The organism is Streptomyces sp. NPDC049687, assembly GCF_044465285.1.
Taxonomy (GTDB): Bacteria; Actinomycetota; Actinomycetes; order Streptomycetales; family Streptomycetaceae; genus Streptomyces.
The window spans coordinates 1-15076 of the sequence record NZ_JBITLN010000032.1; the positions used below are offsets into that span (position 1 = coordinate 1).

The following is a 15076-nucleotide window of genomic DNA, read 5'->3' on the forward strand; positions in this document are numbered from 1 at the left end:
GGAACCTGCCGTTGGCCCAGTTCTTCACGTCCGGTGAAGCCCACTCGGACTGCCAGTCCGGCGGCGTGAAGTTCATGAACCAACCCAGGTGGAACATCTGCGTCATGTGTCTGCCTTTCAGAACTCGCCGAGCGTCTCGCGCAGGGTGGACCCGGTGTACTCGGTGCGGGTCAGCCCCCGTCGCTGGAGCTCGGGGACGAGGCCGTCGCAGATGTCGGAGATGTACTTGCGAGTCAGGCCCCTGCGGTGGATGAGGAAGCCGTCGCCGCCGACCTGCTCCATGACGACTTGCATCTGGTCGGCGACCTGTTCGGGAGTGCCGATGAACTCCAGGCCGAAGGAGCTTGCGGCGATCGCGAGCTGACGCAGGGTCTTGGGGCCGGGGGTGCCGTCGCCGCGCATGAAGTGTTCGAGGGATCCGCGTTCGCCGTTGGTGGTCAGGCCCTCGGGGAGCGGCTCGTCCAGGTCGAACTGCTTGAAGTCGATCTCGGTGTTGGACGAGATGCCCACGAGTGCCTTCTCCACGAACAGGTCCGACTGGCCGAAGCGTTCGTGAGCGGCGATCGCTTCGGCTTCGGTGGCGGCGATGGTGGGCGAGACGACGAAGAGGAGTTTGATGTCGTCGGGGTTGCGGCCGGCTGCTTCGGCGCGGGCGCGGATGTCGTCGCGGTACTCCTTCATGCCCGCGATGCCGGTGCCGACCGCGATGATCGCGTCGGCGGCGCCCGCGGCGAACGCACGGCCCCGGGGAGAGGCTCCCGCCTGGAAGAAGGCGGGGCGGTGCTGGGGCGAGGGGACGGTGTTGAGAGGACCGCGGGACTTGAAGTACTTACCGTCGAAGTCGATGGTGCGGACCTTGCGGTAGTCCGCGAAGGTGTTCGTCTCGCGGTCCATGACGACCGCGTCGGGCTCCCACGAATCCCAGAGTTGGTTGACGACATCAAAGTATTCTTCCGCGACGTTGTACCGCTCGTCGTGTTCGGGCAGCCCTTCGAGACCGAAGTTCTGGGCGGCGCGGTCCTCGGCGGAGGAGACGATGTTCCAGCCGAAACGGCCCTCTGCGATCGAGTCGACCGTGGAGCAGGCCCGGGCCAGCAGATACGGCGGGTAGAACGACGTCGACATCGTCGCCACCACACCCATCCTGGAGGTGTTGGCGGCGACCATCACGGCCAGCGGCACCGGGTCCTGCTTGGGCGCGAAGACGGCGTTCTTGAGGGAGCCTTCCATGGTGCCGCCGTAGGCGTCGGCAACCATGACCGTGTCCTCGATCATCATGAAGTCGAAGCAGGCCCGCTCCATCGACTGGGCCATGTCGACATGGAACCTGCCGTTGGCCCAGTTCTTCACGTCCGGTGAAGCCCACTCGGACTGCCAGTCCGGCGGCGTGAAGTTCATGAACCAACCCAGGTGGAACTTCGTCATGTGCGTCTGCCTGCCTCTCCTGCTGCCACCGCTGCCGCGAACGAGATCGCCGGGCTGCTCGGCACCGCCCTCGCGTGCCTCGGTTCTTGCTGACCCCATGACATCCCCCGTCGGTGTCACGACGAATGCGCCGCCATAGCACTCGCATTGCGCCGCCGTGTCCGTGGATCACCCCTGGTCGACGGGGTGATCCACGCCCAGTCACCCCTCCTTCGCGGGGAGCCTGGAGAGATGACACGAGGCCTCCCGGCCACCGGTGCCGCTGATGGAGTAGAGGAACGGCGCCTCGGTGGAGCATCGGTCTATCCGTTCGCGGCAACGCGGGTGGAACGAGCAACCCGACGGCACTGAGAGCGGGCTCGCCGGCTCGCCCGGCAGGCGCACGGGTGCTGCCCCAGGGGTGGGAATCGCGGCGAGCAAGGCTTTGGTGTACGGATGCTTGGGCGAGGTGATGACCTCCTCGGTCGGCCCCAGCTCGACGATCTGTCCGAGGTACATCACGGCGGTGCGGTCGGAGATGAAGCGCGCGGCGGCCAGATCATGGGTGACGAACATGACGGCCATTCCGAGCTCGCGCCGCAGATCCTGCAGCAGGTTGAGCACGGACGCGGCCAGGGACGCGTCCAGAGCGGAGGTGGGCTCGTCGCACAGCAGCAGCTTCGGAGGGACGATGACGGCCCTGGCGAACGCGACCCGCTGGCGCTGACCTCCCGACAGCATGCCCGCCTTGATGCCGGCCACGTCCGGGGGAAGCCCCACCTGAAGCAGTGCCCGGTCGACCAGCTCCCGGCGGTCCGCCCTGCCCTTCTCCTTGAGCAGCCGCTCACCCACGATCTCGCCGACGGTCAACCAGGGCGTGAGCGAGGCACCGGCGTCCTGGAACACCATTTGGGGCTGGCCGCCGAGCCGCTCGACGGTCCCGCCGTCGGGCTCCATCAGCCCGGCGACGACACGGAGCAGCGTCGACTTCCCCGAGCCGGACTCGCCCACAACGGCCACCGACTCACCGGCTGCGATGTCGAGGATCACGTTGCGCAGCGCGTGCAGCTGGTCCTTCTGCAGCATCCCGCGCCTGACCGTGAACTGCTTGTTGACGCCGTTGATCCGCAGAGCGGGAGCGCCGTCGTCGACCTCGGCCATGGGTCGGAACGACGGTGAGGCGGCGCGTACCGCCTCTTGCGTCGTCGCTCCGGGCACGATGCAGGCCGCTACACCGGAGTGCGTGGACGCCGGGGTCGGCACCGGCAGCGTTTCGGCGCAGTCAAGGATCGCCGCCGAGCACCGGGGCGCGAAGGCGCAGCCACTCGGATGGGCCCGGGGGTCCGGCGGTTCACCCGCGAGCGCCGGGATCTGCCGGCCCGTCGGCAGACCGAGATCCAGCCGGGCATTCAGCAGGCCCACCGTGTAAGGGTGTGACGGTGCTCGAAGGACCTCGTCCGTCTTCCCGATCTCGGCCACCCGGCCGCCGTACATGACCGCGATCCGGTCGGCTACCTGGGAGGCCACGCCGATGTCGTGAGTCACCAGGACGAAGGATGTGCCGAGCTTGTCGCAGAGGTCGCGGATGAGCGCGAGGACCTGAGCCTGCACCGTCACGTCGAGTGCCGTGGTGGGCTCGTCGGCTATCACCAGGTCAGGCTTGCCGGCGACCGCCATGGCGATCATCACGCGCTGACGGAGCCCGCCGGAGAGCTCGTGGGGGAACGCTTTCATCCGCCGTTGGGGATCCGGGACGCCCACGAGGTCCAGCAGCCGCAGCGCCTCTTCCTCCGACCCGGCCGCCTCCACCACCTGGCGACCGATGCGCATCGTGGGGTTGAGCGAGGTCATGGGGTCCTGGAACACCGCACCGAGGTGCAGCTTGCGTATGCGGCGCCGCTCCCCTTCCGACGCCGACACCATGTCGACGCCGCACACCTCGGCCTTTCCGGTGATCACGGGCATGGGGTCGCCGGCGAGCAGCCCGAGCAGGGCCAGAGTCATCACGCTCTTGCCAGAGCCGGACTCACCGACGACGGCGAGGATCTCGCCGGGGTGGATGTCGAGGGTGACGCCTCGAAGGGAGTGGACGGGCAGTCCTCGTCGCTTGAAGGTGACCGTGAGGTCCTCCACCCGAGCGCGGGACGTGGTCGGTGGTTCGGCGAGTACGGCGGCGCTGTTCCCGGGAGTGCTGGTGCTGGTCATGATTCGTGCCCTCCTCAGCTTGTTGGCGTGCGGACGTAGGCGGGCTGGGAGCTCTGCTCCAGCCCCCAGCTACTTGTGCGGGACAAGGTCGTCGGGTCGGGGCGGAACGGGATCCGCAGCTCGTCGTCGAGCAGGGTCCGCTCGGTCTCCTCGGGCGTGGGCCCGCTTCTCGGGCGGCCGGACCACCAGACCCGAGGCCCTGCCGCCGCGGCGCGTGCGACGTGTCCGAGCCCGGGTCCGGTACCTTCTGGCAGATGCGCGACAGTCTCGGGCGGGCACCGTCCCTGTTCGGATCGCACCCTCCGAGCGCCCGTCGCCGGCGAGCACGCCGCCATCGGGTCAGACCCGTTTGATCTTCGCGGAGTCGAAGATGTAGGGGAGGTACGAATCGAGCTCGACACCGCCGATGTCGGAATGGGTGACGAAGTTCTGCGGGATACGGCACAGCGGGACCCACAAGGCCTCGTCTGCGATGATTTTGGTGATCCGCAGATAGACCTCGTTGGTCTTGTCCTCGGTGCCCTTGGTGATCGCCTCGTCCATGAGCTTGTCCACCTCGGCATTGCCGTACTGGAACGCGTTCAGGGGCTTCGCGCCGGTGCGCAGGAAGATCCGCAGCGCGGTGTCCAGGTGGAGCGCGTCGCCTCCCATCGTCGCCAGGAGCAAGTCGGGCCGCTTGTCTGCCGGCTGGTTGCACAGGTCGAACCATTCCGCCGACGGCATCGCCCGGATGCTGATCTCCAGTCCGGTGGGGGCGAGCTGGGTCTGGATCAGCTCGGCCATCTGCTGGGCTGGTGCGCCGTTGGACGACACCCAGGCGAAGTCCACCTTCTTGTTCGACAACGAGGCGATCTTCTCGGTCAGTCCGCCGAGGTCGACCTTCGGGTCGAAGGGCGCGAGCCCCTCGGGGAACATGTCCTCCGGCCAGAAGTTGTGCTGGACCGTGGTGAGCCCCTTGAAGGACGTCGCGACGGCCGCGGCGCGGTCGATGGCGGTCATCATCGCCTGTCGCAGGGACTTGTCCTTGAACATGCCGGCGTCAGGGTTCATGTAGAGCGCCATCATCGATGCGCCGGTGGTCGTGGTGACCGAGAACTTCTTGTTCTTCCGGTAGTCGAGCACGTCCGCGATGGCGAACCCGTGGCTGACCAGGGTGAACGCACCCTGGTCCAACTGGAGTTTCTGGGTCGCGATCTCGGGGGTGATCTGGATGCGGATCGACTTGAAGTAAGGCTGCTTGCCCCAGTAGCCGTCGAATCTTTCCAGGACGTAGTGGCTTCCCGGCACGAACTCCTTCATGACGTAGGGGCCGGTGCCCGCGTCGTGGGTCTTGAGCCACTTCTGTGCGAGGTCGCCGCCCACCTCGTGCTTGGCGACCGCCGTCGGGCTGGTCACCAGCATCTTCCACGGGCAGGCCGCGTAGTGGAGAAAGGCGTTGTTGGGCTCCTTGAGCTTGACGACGAGGGTGGTCGCGTCCTTCGCCTCGGCCTTCTCGATCCCCGCCACCATGTAGGCCGGTCCCTGCTTGACCCCGGCCCGGCGGTTGAAGCTCTTCACCCACGCCTCGGCATCGGCGGGTGTCCCGTCGTGGAACTTGACGTCCGGCTTCAGCGTGAAGGTGTAGGTCAGCTGGTCCTTGGACACCGTCCAGGAGTCCGCCAGCTGCGGGACTATCTCGGCGGTACCGGACTTGTAGGTGACGAGGCCGTCGTAGCACGCCTGCATGACCTGGACGCCCTCGCCCTCGTACATGATGTCCGGGTCGGGGACCTGCATGTCCTGCAGGAACGGCATGCGCAGGGTGAGGTTGCCGGCGCCGTCCTCCTCGGTGGCCCCCTCGCCACACGCCTCGAGCAGGCTCAGCAGGCTGACGCTGCCGAGTGTGATGCCGGCTGCTTTGAGCAGGCTGCGACGGCTCAGCTGGGTGCGCGGCTCCGGCCTGCGCTGGGCTTCGATCTCGGTGGGCAAGGACGCCTCCAACAGCGGATCTCACAAAGCCACTGGGACAGTGCTGTGAGGAAGGAGTGGAGGCGTTCGGCTCGTCTCCACGCTGGTTGACCAGATCAAAGCCGCGCTGTGTGACACCGCAGCGTCATCACCGTGGCTTTACTATTGCGCCTCGTTCGCCACACATAAGGGATTTGTAACGAAGTCGCCGATGCGAGGAGGGCGCCCGGAAAAGCCAAGGCCGCGGACGTCACCACGGGGCTCGTGTACCCCGTGTGTGCCGACGGGCAGCCACTGCGGCCGGAGGTGTGTTCAGGCCCCCGAAACGGGTCGGAGGGCGGTCTCCGGAGCGGCGGACAGCAGGTCGCGCAGGCGCAGCACGACCGTCAGTACCGCGGCCATCCCGACCAGGGACGACAGCATCAGGGCGTTCCGGGTGCCGAGCAGCTCGGCACCGGCTCCGATCACCACCATCCCGATCGGCATCGCGCCGATCGCGGTGCTCAGCACCCCGAGAGCGACGCCGCGTTCGGTGGCGTGTGCCGACTCGATCGCGAGCAGACTCTGCATGGACGCGAACGCGGCCTGGCCCAATCCGGCCACGAACAGTGCGAGGAACGCGAGCTCAAACACGGGTGCGATGGAAAAGCAGAACAAGCCGAGCAGGGCGATCACCGAGCCGACCGCGAAGACCAGCCCGCGCCGGTGCAAGGGCCGGGCGCTCAGGACGGTTCCGCACAGGATCTGACCGCAGCCCGAAGCGGCGCCGAGGGCGCCGGCGAGCACGGCGTCGTGGGAGAACTCACCGGCCACGAGAGGTACCAGCGGGATGTAGCCGAACATGAACAGGTTCATGGCCACGGTCACGCCCAGGGTGGCCATCAGGCGCCTGCTGCGCCGGGCGAACCCGATGCTGGCGGCCGCCTGCGCGGCGATCGACACGCGCGCGGCGGGGGCGCGCGTGGTGGCGTGGCGAGGACGGGGGACCAACCACAGCAAGGAAGCCGAGATACAGAGCAGCAAGCCCATCCCGGCGAACCCCGCCCCCATGCCGACGTGGTCGATGAGCGCTCCACCGGCGAGCGTGCCGAACATGGCCGAACCCGCCTGCGCGGTGGCCTCGATCGTCATCGCCTGCCCGGCGAAACGCGGACCGACGGTCTCGTAGATGAGGGGACGCTGTGCGGTCATGTTCACCAGGCCTCCGATGCCCAGCGCGAACATGAAGGGGAGGGTCATCCAGATCTCGACCCGTCCGGACTGGACGAGACCGAACATCGCGAACTGCACAGGGATCAGTACCAGTTGAACGCAACGGACGAGCTTGCGCCGGTCCAGCCGGTCGCTGATCACCCCGGCCACGAAGCCACCGACGAGCATCGGCGCGAAGACGAGCGCGCCGACAAGCTGGTTGAGGATGGGTGAACCGGACATCTGGGTCAGCAGGTAACTCGTGGTGAACAGGCCCCCCCACCGCGTGGTGTGCCAGACGACGGAGCTGACACAGAGGTAGCGGTAGCCGGGGACCTGGAACAGCGCCCGCAACGAGTTCGACGGCGCGGGGCCGGCCTGGCGCGGAGTGGATCGTGCTTCGTCCGTGGTCATCCGGCCTCCACCGCCGCCTGTTCCCGTCGCCGCTGACCGGATACCCCGATCAGGATCAGCAGGCTCAGCCCCGCGGAGCCCAGGGCGAGCGCGGGGAACCCGACCCAGCTGAGCAGGAACCCGCACAGGACCCCGGCACATCCGCCGGACACGGCTGTGACGAAGTCCACGGCGCCCTGGACCTGCACCCGATCACCGGAGGTGACGGTGTCCACCAGAAGCGTCGAGGCGCCGATGAACACGAGCGCCCAGCCGAGCCCCACGGTGAACATCGAGACGAACATCAAGGTGACGTTGTCCGCCACCGTCCCGGTGCAGCCGGCGAGGGCGAGCACGAGTGCGCCGTTCCGCATCGTCACCAGCCGTCCGTACCGGTCCGCGAAGCGACCGACGAGCGGGCTGAAGGCGAACATGCCGGCCATGTGGGCGGAGACCACGAAGGGGATGATCATTTCGTGGTGGTGCGTCTTCATCTCGATCGGTGACATGGCCATCACGCCGACCATCACCGCTTGGGCGACAACCATGGTGAGCAGCGCCAGCCGGGCCGCGGACACGGTGGCGATCACCCGCAGTGAGTCGGTGACGCGGACCTGCCGGGCGGCGACGATCGCGACGTTGCCCTCTGCCCAGACCGCCAAGGGGTCGGGGCGTAGCCGTACGCCCACATTGACCATCGCGCAGACGAAGAAGAACGAGCTCAGGAGCCAGGGGCCGGCGTACTTCCCGAGCCCGAACACTGATTGGCCGAGCGCCTCGGCCGGTCCGACGAGAGTCGGGCCGAAGATCGCTCCGAAGGTGGCGGCGAACAGGATCCGGCCCATCGCCCTGCTTCGCTGGTCCGGCTCGGCCAGGTCGGTCGCCGCGTACCGGGCGAGCAGGTTGGTGGCAGAGCCCGCGCCGTACAGCAGGAGGCCGGACAGGAAGACCACGAGGGACGAGATCTGCACGCCAGCAGAGGCGACCAGACCTCCCGAGGCGGCGAGTCCGTAACCCAGCTGCATGCCGACCCGCCGTCCGCGTCGCGCCATGACCCGGGCGAGCACCTGCGCCATCACTCCTGAGCCCGCGGTGACAGCCGCGGTCGACAGCCCCACCCACGGTGTGGCAGCGCCGACGATGCCCTCGACCACGAAGCCGCCGATGGTGACGGCCGCGCCGAGTGCACCGGCACCCACCACCTGTCCCAGGGTGAGCACCCGCAAGCTCTTCCGTTGGATTTCCGCGCGCTCGACCGGGGATCGGGGCACCCCGCAGGACGGTGAGGCCACCTCAGAACTCGAGCAGGTTGTCGCGGAACATCTCGTAGGTGTAAGAGGTCCGTGTCAGCCCGCGCTTCTGGAGCTCGGGTACGAGCCCGTCACAGACCTCGCTGATGGAGCGCCGCGTGAGGACGTCCTGGGTGAGCAGGAAGCCGTCACCGCCCACCGTGGCCATGACATCACCCATCTGGTCGGCGACCTCGGAGGGCGTTCCCAGCAGCTCGACGCGCTGCCCCGCGCTGGTGGACGACTGCGCGGCGACCTCGCGCAGAGTGCGGTCCCCGTTGTGGGCGACGAACTGCTGCAGCGAACTCTGGTGGCCGTTGGTCACCAGCTGGGACGCCAGGTCCTTGACCAGGGTGTCCAGGTCGAAAACGGAGAAATCGATGTCCGTCGCATAGCCCATCCCGGCAAGACGCGTCACCGGGTCGGCTGCCGCCTCCTCCTGGGCCTGCCGGCGACGGTCCACGGCCGCCTGATGGGTCTCGCCCAGGACCGGCGACACCAGGAAAAGCACCTTGAGGGAGTCCGGGTCGCGACCGTGTGCCTCGGCACGGGCCCGGACGTCGTCGCGGTACTCCTTCATCTGCTCGACCGTGGCCGCCGAGGCGATGATCGAGTCTGCGTACTTCGACGCGAAGGCACGGCCCTTGGGCGATCCGCCCGCCTGGACGATGACCGACCTTCCCTGCGGGGAGCGGGCCGAGTTGATGGGTCCCCGCGACTTGTAGAACTTCCCCTGGAAGTCCACCGGGTGGACCTTGGCCGGGTCGGCGAAGACCCCGTCCTGGTCGACCACCATGGAGCCCGGCTCCCAGGACTCCCAGAGCCTGACGACCAGCTCGGTGAACTCCTCGGCCATGTCGTAGCGGACGTCGTGATCCGGCTGGGCGTCATGGCCGTAGTTCTGTGCCGCACGGTCCGAGCTCGCGGTGACCATGTTCCAACCTGCCCGGCCCCGGGAGACATGGTCCATCGTCGAGACGAGCCGTGCGAGCAGGTACGGCGGGTACTCCGTGATCGCCAGCGTCGCGACGATCCCCAGGCGCGAGGTGTTCTGGGTGAGGATCGAGGCCAGGACCGACGGGTCGAACTTGGGGACCGCGTACGCGTTCTCCAGGTAGAAGTCGTGCTTGCCCTGCCAGGCGTCGGGCACGAACGAGGAGTCCTCGAGGATGAAGTAGTCGAAGCACGCGCGTTCCAGGGAGCGCGCCATGTCGACGTAGAAGTCCGGGAGCATCCCCTCGGACTTGTGCGTGCCGATCCACTGGTCCCGCCAGCCGTGCACGCAGTAGCCGTTCATGAACCAACCCAGGTGGAACTTGTCGGCTTGCAACCCGGCCTCCCGCTCACTGCGTGCGACGACGGCCTCCGGGGCCGCCGATCTTGCTACTGGAAGCTAGCCAGGCGGCGTGTCACCGGCAGTTCACGACCGTTCCGCGGCGATTGCGCCACTCTGCGGTCCTGTCGACGGGGCGGCAGCGGCGCAATGGAAGGTTTACTGCGCGCACCTGACCGGGAAATCCGCCGCTCCTTCACTGACGGGGTCAGCATTCGTCTGATGCTATGGAGGACTCATATGACGGTCGTCGTGGTCGGTAATCCCAAGCCGATGTCGCGTACCAGGGCCGCCGCGGAGCTGATCGCTCACGAGCTCAGCGGGAGAGCGCCAACCGCAGTGGTCGATGTGGTCGATCTCGGGGCCGGACTGCTCGGATGGGGTGACCCCAAGGTGGCCGAAGCCAAGGCCACGGTGCTGGGTGCCGACTCGCTCGTGGTGGCGTCACCGACGTTCAAGGCCACGTACACGGGTCTGCTCAAGCTGTTTCTCGACCAGTTCGGGCAAGGCGAGCTCGGCGGGATCCCGACGTTCCCCGTCATGCTGGGGGCCGGCCTTCAGCACGCGCTCGCGCCCGAACTGACCCTGCGTCCGGTACTGGTCGAGATCGGAGCCAGCTGTCCCGCGCCGAGCCTGTACCTGGTCGACTCTGAGTACGCGACCGCGCCGGAGCTGGCCATCTGGCTCGAGTCGGCCAGGAAGTTCGTCCCGGCGGTGACGCCGTGATCCGCGCATCCGACAGCCGGTTCGACGACGTCCTGCTTCGGCAGGCGTTCGGCTGCTTCCCCAGTGGAGTGACCGCGTTCTGCGGGATGGTGGACGGCGCCCCGGAGGGGATGGCCGCCAGCTCGTTCACCTCCGTCTCGATGGACCCGGCCCTGGTGTCCGTCTGCGTGGCGAACACCTCTTCGACCTGGCCGCGGCTGGCCGGGGCAAGCCGCCTGGGGCTGAGCGTGCTGGCCGGCGAGCACGGTGCAGTGGCGCGTTCGCTCGCATCGAAGAACGGTCGACGCTTCGACACCGTTGACTGGGTCGCCACCGACAGTGGGGCGGTTTTCGTGCACGGCGCCACGCTGTGGCTGGAGTGCTCGATCTACGAGGTCGTCGAGGCGGGCGATCACGCGATCGTGCTGCTGAAAATCGAGGCTCTCGACATGTACCCCGACGTCCCCCCGATGGTCTTCCACCGCAGCAGCTTCCACGAGCTCGCATCGAGCGCGTGAAAGCGGGGCCGCCGATCCGAACTGCAGGTTGGCGGTGCGGCGGTTGTGCGCATACGGTCGGCGGCATCCCCTGGTAGGGAATGCCGCCGTTTCGTACGTGGTCAACCGCTGACCACACTTGATCCACGCGTCGAACCTGCCAGAACAAGGCGTCATGTTGCGCCAGGTTGATCTTAAGGGCTCCCACAGATCGGGCAGTTCGTCATCCGTAGCGCTCATGCGTCCGGATCCGTCCGCAGCGCGCCGACCACGTTCGGACGGCAACTCCGGTCCCCCCTCCGCGAGTTCGGCGGTGAGCCGGGAGGCTGCTCCGCCGGCCAATCGGCCAGCACGGCGGCGACCGACTCGCTGAACGGCTTGGCCCGCTGCCGCTCGCGGATGGCCGCGTCGACGTGCGCGTCGATCCCGGGGTAGCGGGCGCTGAGGAGGTCGATGGCGGTCAGCAGCACCGGTCTTGATGCTCAGGCCAGGAGTTCGTAGCTGTGCTGGTTGGGCCGGGGTAGAGGCGTTCACGTTCTCCGCGAGTGTGGAAGGTCCAGTACTGCGGAAAGTCGCCGTTGCTGATGAGGGGCCGCAGGGTCAGTACGGCTTCGGCTCCAGCCACGCTCCACCGGCTGCCGGTGATATCGAGGCGGTCGGCCACCAGATGGCGTGCTGCTCCTTCGACGATGCCGCTGGCGATCGGCCAGCCGGCCGCGAGGGCCTTGTCGTAGTGGAGACAGGCGGCGTTGTTCCGCAGGTAGCGGCAGGCCCTGTCCGCTGCGGCCCGTTGATCTGCGGACAGGGCCTGCCGGTCGGCTTGGGCGCGGATGCCGGTGACGGCGCCGAGGGTGTCGCCGGCCAGGATCCGGGCGGCTTTGGTGCCCACCCAGGTCTCGGCGGCGGGATCGGTTGCGGTGTGGAAACACCGCGAAGCCACCCATAACTTCTCGATCACGTGGACGATGTCGAGGGCGACATGGATGATGACACCTCGTCGGGCGGCCTCCCCGTGAATCAGCTCGAGCCGGTGTTCGGCGCCGTCGACGAGGACCACCCAGCACCGGCGGTGCTGCGGATCACGGGCTTCTGCCTGGTCGAACGCGTCCGCAATGACGTGGTCGGCGTCGTGTTGAACCGAGGCGATGAGCCATTTCGCGCGGGCCTTTGAACCCTTGCGCGCAGTACGGCGGGTGGTGCGGCCACCGCGCGGGGCGATGATGTCGTGCGGCCGGCGCGGAGCCGAATCCGCGTCGATCAGGAGAGCGGAGGCGAGAAGCGCTGTCTGATGCAGGGCCTGATCGGTCAAATGGATGCCGTTCCATCACCGCGGCCTTCAGCTCCGAAGCCCTTCGACCCGAATGCTCCAACAGCCAGCGCACCGGCCACCGGCGATCGAGGAAGGGTGCGGATCCCTTCGAGGGACAGCTGCTGGGAAGACGCTGATTGTCGCGGTCGCAGATCACGCGTGCCAACCCGCTGATCACCTGGGGGTGTCGGAGCGGCCTTGGCGCCGCAGCCAACTGCGCCGGACGTAAACGGTGTCCACCGGAGGAACATCGAGGCGCTCCACCATCCACCCGCCAGTGTTGGGATCCCAGGTGACCACCTGCCACGTGCCTGTGGAACCGTCCGCCTGTCCGTCGGGGGGATCGATGCCTCTCGCTAGCGGGCCTTCCGGGCGCATGGCTTCCGCGGGAACTCGACTTGGCGTCCGGCGCGCCATCCTAACAACCGACGTACCGCAGCGTAGGCTTCCTCGCCCGCCTTGCTACTGATGGCCTGCACAAACGGGATGAGCATGCTCCCCGCCATCGCTCCGAGCGCAAGCTCTACCGACAAGCCCCCTGACGTCGCTTCGGGGTAAACGCTAAGTGACGCGCCATCGAGTACTCCCTGCTCTTTTAGCGGAGTGGCGTAGTTAAGCCTTCGGAAGCTGCATCCGACCTCCTCTTGTAAAGAGATAACGAGCCTGCGGCGCGGCGACGGCACCATCCCCGCCTCAGCCAGCACGGCCTGCGCGATTTCCGCAGGCGTAGTGCCGTGTGGCACATTCCTCAAGTCGTACAGCTCTTGCGTGGGCGCGTACACCCGCAACAGCCTGTACGTTTGTGGAACTGGGTCGTTGTCGTCTACCGCTGTTCCCACTCGGTCCGGGTGAGTTCGTACTCGACTTCGCCGTGCTCGGAGCCCCCGATCGCCTCCGGCCAGTCCCGGGTGAAGTTCCGGATGAAGGACAGGCCCGACTTCTCCAGGACGCGGCGGGACCGGGTGTTGACGGCCATCGTGTTCGCTGTAACCCGCTCGACGTCCAGGTCAGTGAACCCCTTGTGGATCAGGGCCCGGGAGCCTTCGGTGGCGTAGCCGCGTCCCCATGCCGCGTGGTTCAACCGGTAGCCGAGTTCGACCACGGCGGGGCTGTGCTCCTCCAGCGGCCGGAACTCGAACCAGCCCAGGAAGGTGCCGGTGGTCTTCTCCTGCGCGGCCCAGTAGCCGCGGGTCCCCCAGCACGGGTAGTCGTGCAGGAGCCGCGGCAGGACCCGCGTCTCGATCACCTCACGGTTGGTGGGGCGGCTTCCGTTGATGAAGCGCATGACCTCGGGGTCGTTGTCCAGGGCGAGCAGGTGGTCGGTGTCGGCCGTCGTGAACGCACGCAGGACGAGTCGGTCGGTCTCCAGGAAGTTGGACATGCCGCGATCTTCACCACGGGCCGGCCGGGCCCTGCCACCGGTTTTCCGGCCGACGGCAGTCGGTGGGGTTCATGCCGCGCGGGCCGCGGACCGCTCGACCAGGACACCCCGCTCGAAGCTGGCCCCGGCACGGACCGTGCGACGAGGTGGGGTGCGTTCACGGCTTGCCACCGCTGCTGGGCGGACTCCACCAACTTGACGCGAGTACGCCGGCGGGTAGTCCGTGAGCATGTTCGATCTCGGTGTCAGCGGGCCAGTGCCGCAGGACGCCGTCGACGTCGCAGAGTATGGCGGCACACGGCATAGAAGGGTGGTGCTGAATCATGCCCGGAGTGTGCTGTCCCGCGCGGTGCGGGGAAGTCTCATCCGGCCAGGACGACGGGGCGCGCGATGCATCTCCTCACCCGCATCCGCAAGGACAGACGTGGCCCGGTCCTCGCCGACCCGTCCCTGGACTCTGCCTGGTGGCTGGTCCCGCAGTGGTCGATGTCCGCGTGGTCCAGGTCCATGGCTCCGGTACGCCCCCGCACTGCCCTCCTATGGGCTTGCACGCGTGTGGGCGGTTCTGGATGTCGCGGCCGGACGGGCCGGGCCTGCTGACCGATCCCATCCTGCTCGCCGCTGAGCTCGGCTCTGGCGGGTACCGACTCCCGACGCAGGCCACACTGTGACGACACTCAGGCCATGCTGCGGCTGGCCGGTGACGACCGGATTGCGATGGGTACTCGCCTCTGAGCCGGCGGCCGCTCCCCCATCCCCCGTCGGGGCGGCCGCATCGCCAACCGCCAGCCGGCCCTCGGCACCCCCGCCCTTGTCGCGAGGGCGAGCGGGTGACGTCCTCGGCTCGTTTGCGCCGACAGTAGTGGGGGGGTCCTCAGGGGAGGACCCCTCAGACGGCCGTCTGTAGCTCCTCTACCAGGAATTTCGAGTACGCGCGCCTGTCACAGGTCCGGATTTCCAGCACGACGTTCACGTCCTGAGGGTCAGCAGGTGCGGCAGATGCGGGTGCGTAGCGCGCGGCAGCGGGTCGTTGAGCAGCGATGCCCACGGTGCACCTTCGAGTGTCTTCTGCCGCGAGTCCGGGCCCGACCACACCCGGCTCCCGGCCCTCAGGTCCAGGAGCTCCGGGCCGCCCTCGCCCACCCACGTCAGGTCCAATGGGATCCCGCCCGCCGCCGCACAGACGATTCCGCCGACCGCCTCGCGCCCAGAGTCCGGTTGAGGGATTGGCGAGGTTGGACTGGTTCTTCAAGCAGGTCGGTGAGCTGACCCCAAAGACCGGCGGCCGTCTGCTCGATGGCCGGACCTGGGATGTACGCCACCACGGGCCGTGGGGGTGTGAAACTGGGGCCCGCCTGATCTGGAGTCGCTCCGTGACGCGGTGCAGTCGAGGGGCATGGCCAGTGTGCTCAGCAAGCTGCT

Annotated in this window: 11 protein-coding genes; 2 read left to right on the top strand and 9 right to left on the bottom strand. The window is 67.8% G+C overall.

The window, feature by feature from the left end:
- Positions 1–117: 117 nt before the first annotated feature.
- From ACIBVL_RS42760 to ACIBVL_RS42785, 6 genes are all read right to left on the bottom strand, one after another.
- Complete coding sequence (locus ACIBVL_RS42760) at positions 118–1425, bottom strand: NtaA/DmoA family FMN-dependent monooxygenase (protein ID WP_399106629.1); 1308 nt, start codon at positions 1423–1425, stop codon at positions 118–120.
- Positions 1426–1626: 201 nt separating this feature from the next.
- On the bottom strand, positions 1627–3609 hold the full coding sequence (locus ACIBVL_RS42765) for a dipeptide ABC transporter ATP-binding protein (RefSeq protein ID WP_399106631.1): 1983 nt from the start codon (positions 3607–3609) through the stop codon (positions 1627–1629).
- A 339-nt stretch (positions 3610–3948) separates the two neighbouring features.
- Positions 3949–5577 (bottom strand): ABC transporter substrate-binding protein, encoded by a 1629-nt coding sequence (locus tag ACIBVL_RS42770; RefSeq protein ID WP_399106633.1) that lies wholly within the window; start codon positions 5575–5577, stop codon positions 3949–3951.
- 291 nt (positions 5578–5868) lie between these two features.
- On the bottom strand, positions 5869–7161 hold the full coding sequence (locus tag ACIBVL_RS42775; protein ID WP_399106635.1) for an MFS transporter: 1293 nt from the start codon (positions 7159–7161) through the stop codon (positions 5869–5871).
- Entirely contained in the window at positions 7158–8360 is a 1203-nt protein-coding gene (locus ACIBVL_RS42780; RefSeq protein ID WP_399106637.1) for an MFS transporter, read from the bottom strand. Before ACIBVL_RS42780 ends, ACIBVL_RS42775 begins: the two co-directional genes overlap by 4 nt.
- A 73-nt stretch (positions 8361–8433) precedes the next feature.
- Complete coding sequence (locus tag ACIBVL_RS42785) at positions 8434–9759, bottom strand: NtaA/DmoA family FMN-dependent monooxygenase (protein WP_399106639.1); 1326 nt, start codon at positions 9757–9759, stop codon at positions 8434–8436.
- 243 nt (positions 9760–10002) lie between these two features.
- Between ACIBVL_RS42785 and ACIBVL_RS42790 the strand changes: the two genes are divergently transcribed.
- Both ACIBVL_RS42790 and ACIBVL_RS42795 read left to right on the top strand, forming a co-directional pair.
- The gene (locus ACIBVL_RS42790) at positions 10003–10488 is read left to right on the top strand and encodes an NADPH-dependent FMN reductase (RefSeq protein ID WP_399106641.1); all 486 of its coding nucleotides are present in this window, start codon (positions 10003–10005) and stop codon (positions 10486–10488) included.
- Positions 10485–10985, top strand: coding sequence for a flavin reductase family protein (locus ACIBVL_RS42795; RefSeq protein WP_399106643.1), 501 nt, complete (start codon positions 10485–10487; stop codon positions 10983–10985). Before ACIBVL_RS42790 ends, ACIBVL_RS42795 begins: the two co-directional genes overlap by 4 nt.
- Before the next feature lie 215 nt (positions 10986–11200).
- On the opposite strand, the gene ACIBVL_RS42800 is transcribed toward ACIBVL_RS42795, so the two are convergent.
- The 3 genes from ACIBVL_RS42800 to ACIBVL_RS42810 form a co-directional block, all read right to left on the bottom strand.
- Positions 11201–11434 (bottom strand): hypothetical protein, encoded by a 234-nt coding sequence (locus ACIBVL_RS42800; protein WP_399106645.1) that lies wholly within the window; start codon positions 11432–11434, stop codon positions 11201–11203.
- Complete coding sequence (locus ACIBVL_RS42805; RefSeq protein ID WP_399106647.1) at positions 11425–12273, bottom strand: hypothetical protein; 849 nt, start codon at positions 12271–12273, stop codon at positions 11425–11427. The genes ACIBVL_RS42800 and ACIBVL_RS42805 overlap by 10 nt, the downstream gene beginning before the upstream one ends.
- Before the next feature lie 823 nt (positions 12274–13096).
- Complete coding sequence (locus ACIBVL_RS42810; protein ID WP_399106649.1) at positions 13097–13654, bottom strand: GNAT family N-acetyltransferase; 558 nt, start codon at positions 13652–13654, stop codon at positions 13097–13099.
- Positions 13655–15076 lie beyond the last annotated feature (1422 nt).

What these genes read in the sequence shown, in the direction of transcription:
- ACIBVL_RS42775 (WP_399106635.1), bottom strand. Translation starts at nt 7,161, where the DNA reads ATGACCACGGACGAAGCACGATCCACTCCGCGCCAGGCCGGCCCCGCG.
- ACIBVL_RS42760 (WP_399106629.1), bottom strand. Translation starts at nt 1,425, where the DNA reads ATGACGAAGTTCCACCTGGGTTGGTTCATGAACTTCACGCCGCCGGAC.
- ACIBVL_RS42810 (WP_399106649.1), bottom strand. Translation starts at nt 13,654, where the DNA reads ATGTCCAACTTCCTGGAGACCGACCGACTCGTCCTGCGTGCGTTCACG.
- ACIBVL_RS42790 (WP_399106641.1), top strand. Translation starts at nt 10,003, where the DNA reads ATGACGGTCGTCGTGGTCGGTAATCCCAAGCCGATGTCGCGTACCAGG.
- ACIBVL_RS42765 (WP_399106631.1), bottom strand. Translation starts at nt 3,609, where the DNA reads ATGACCAGCACCAGCACTCCCGGGAACAGCGCCGCCGTACTCGCCGAA.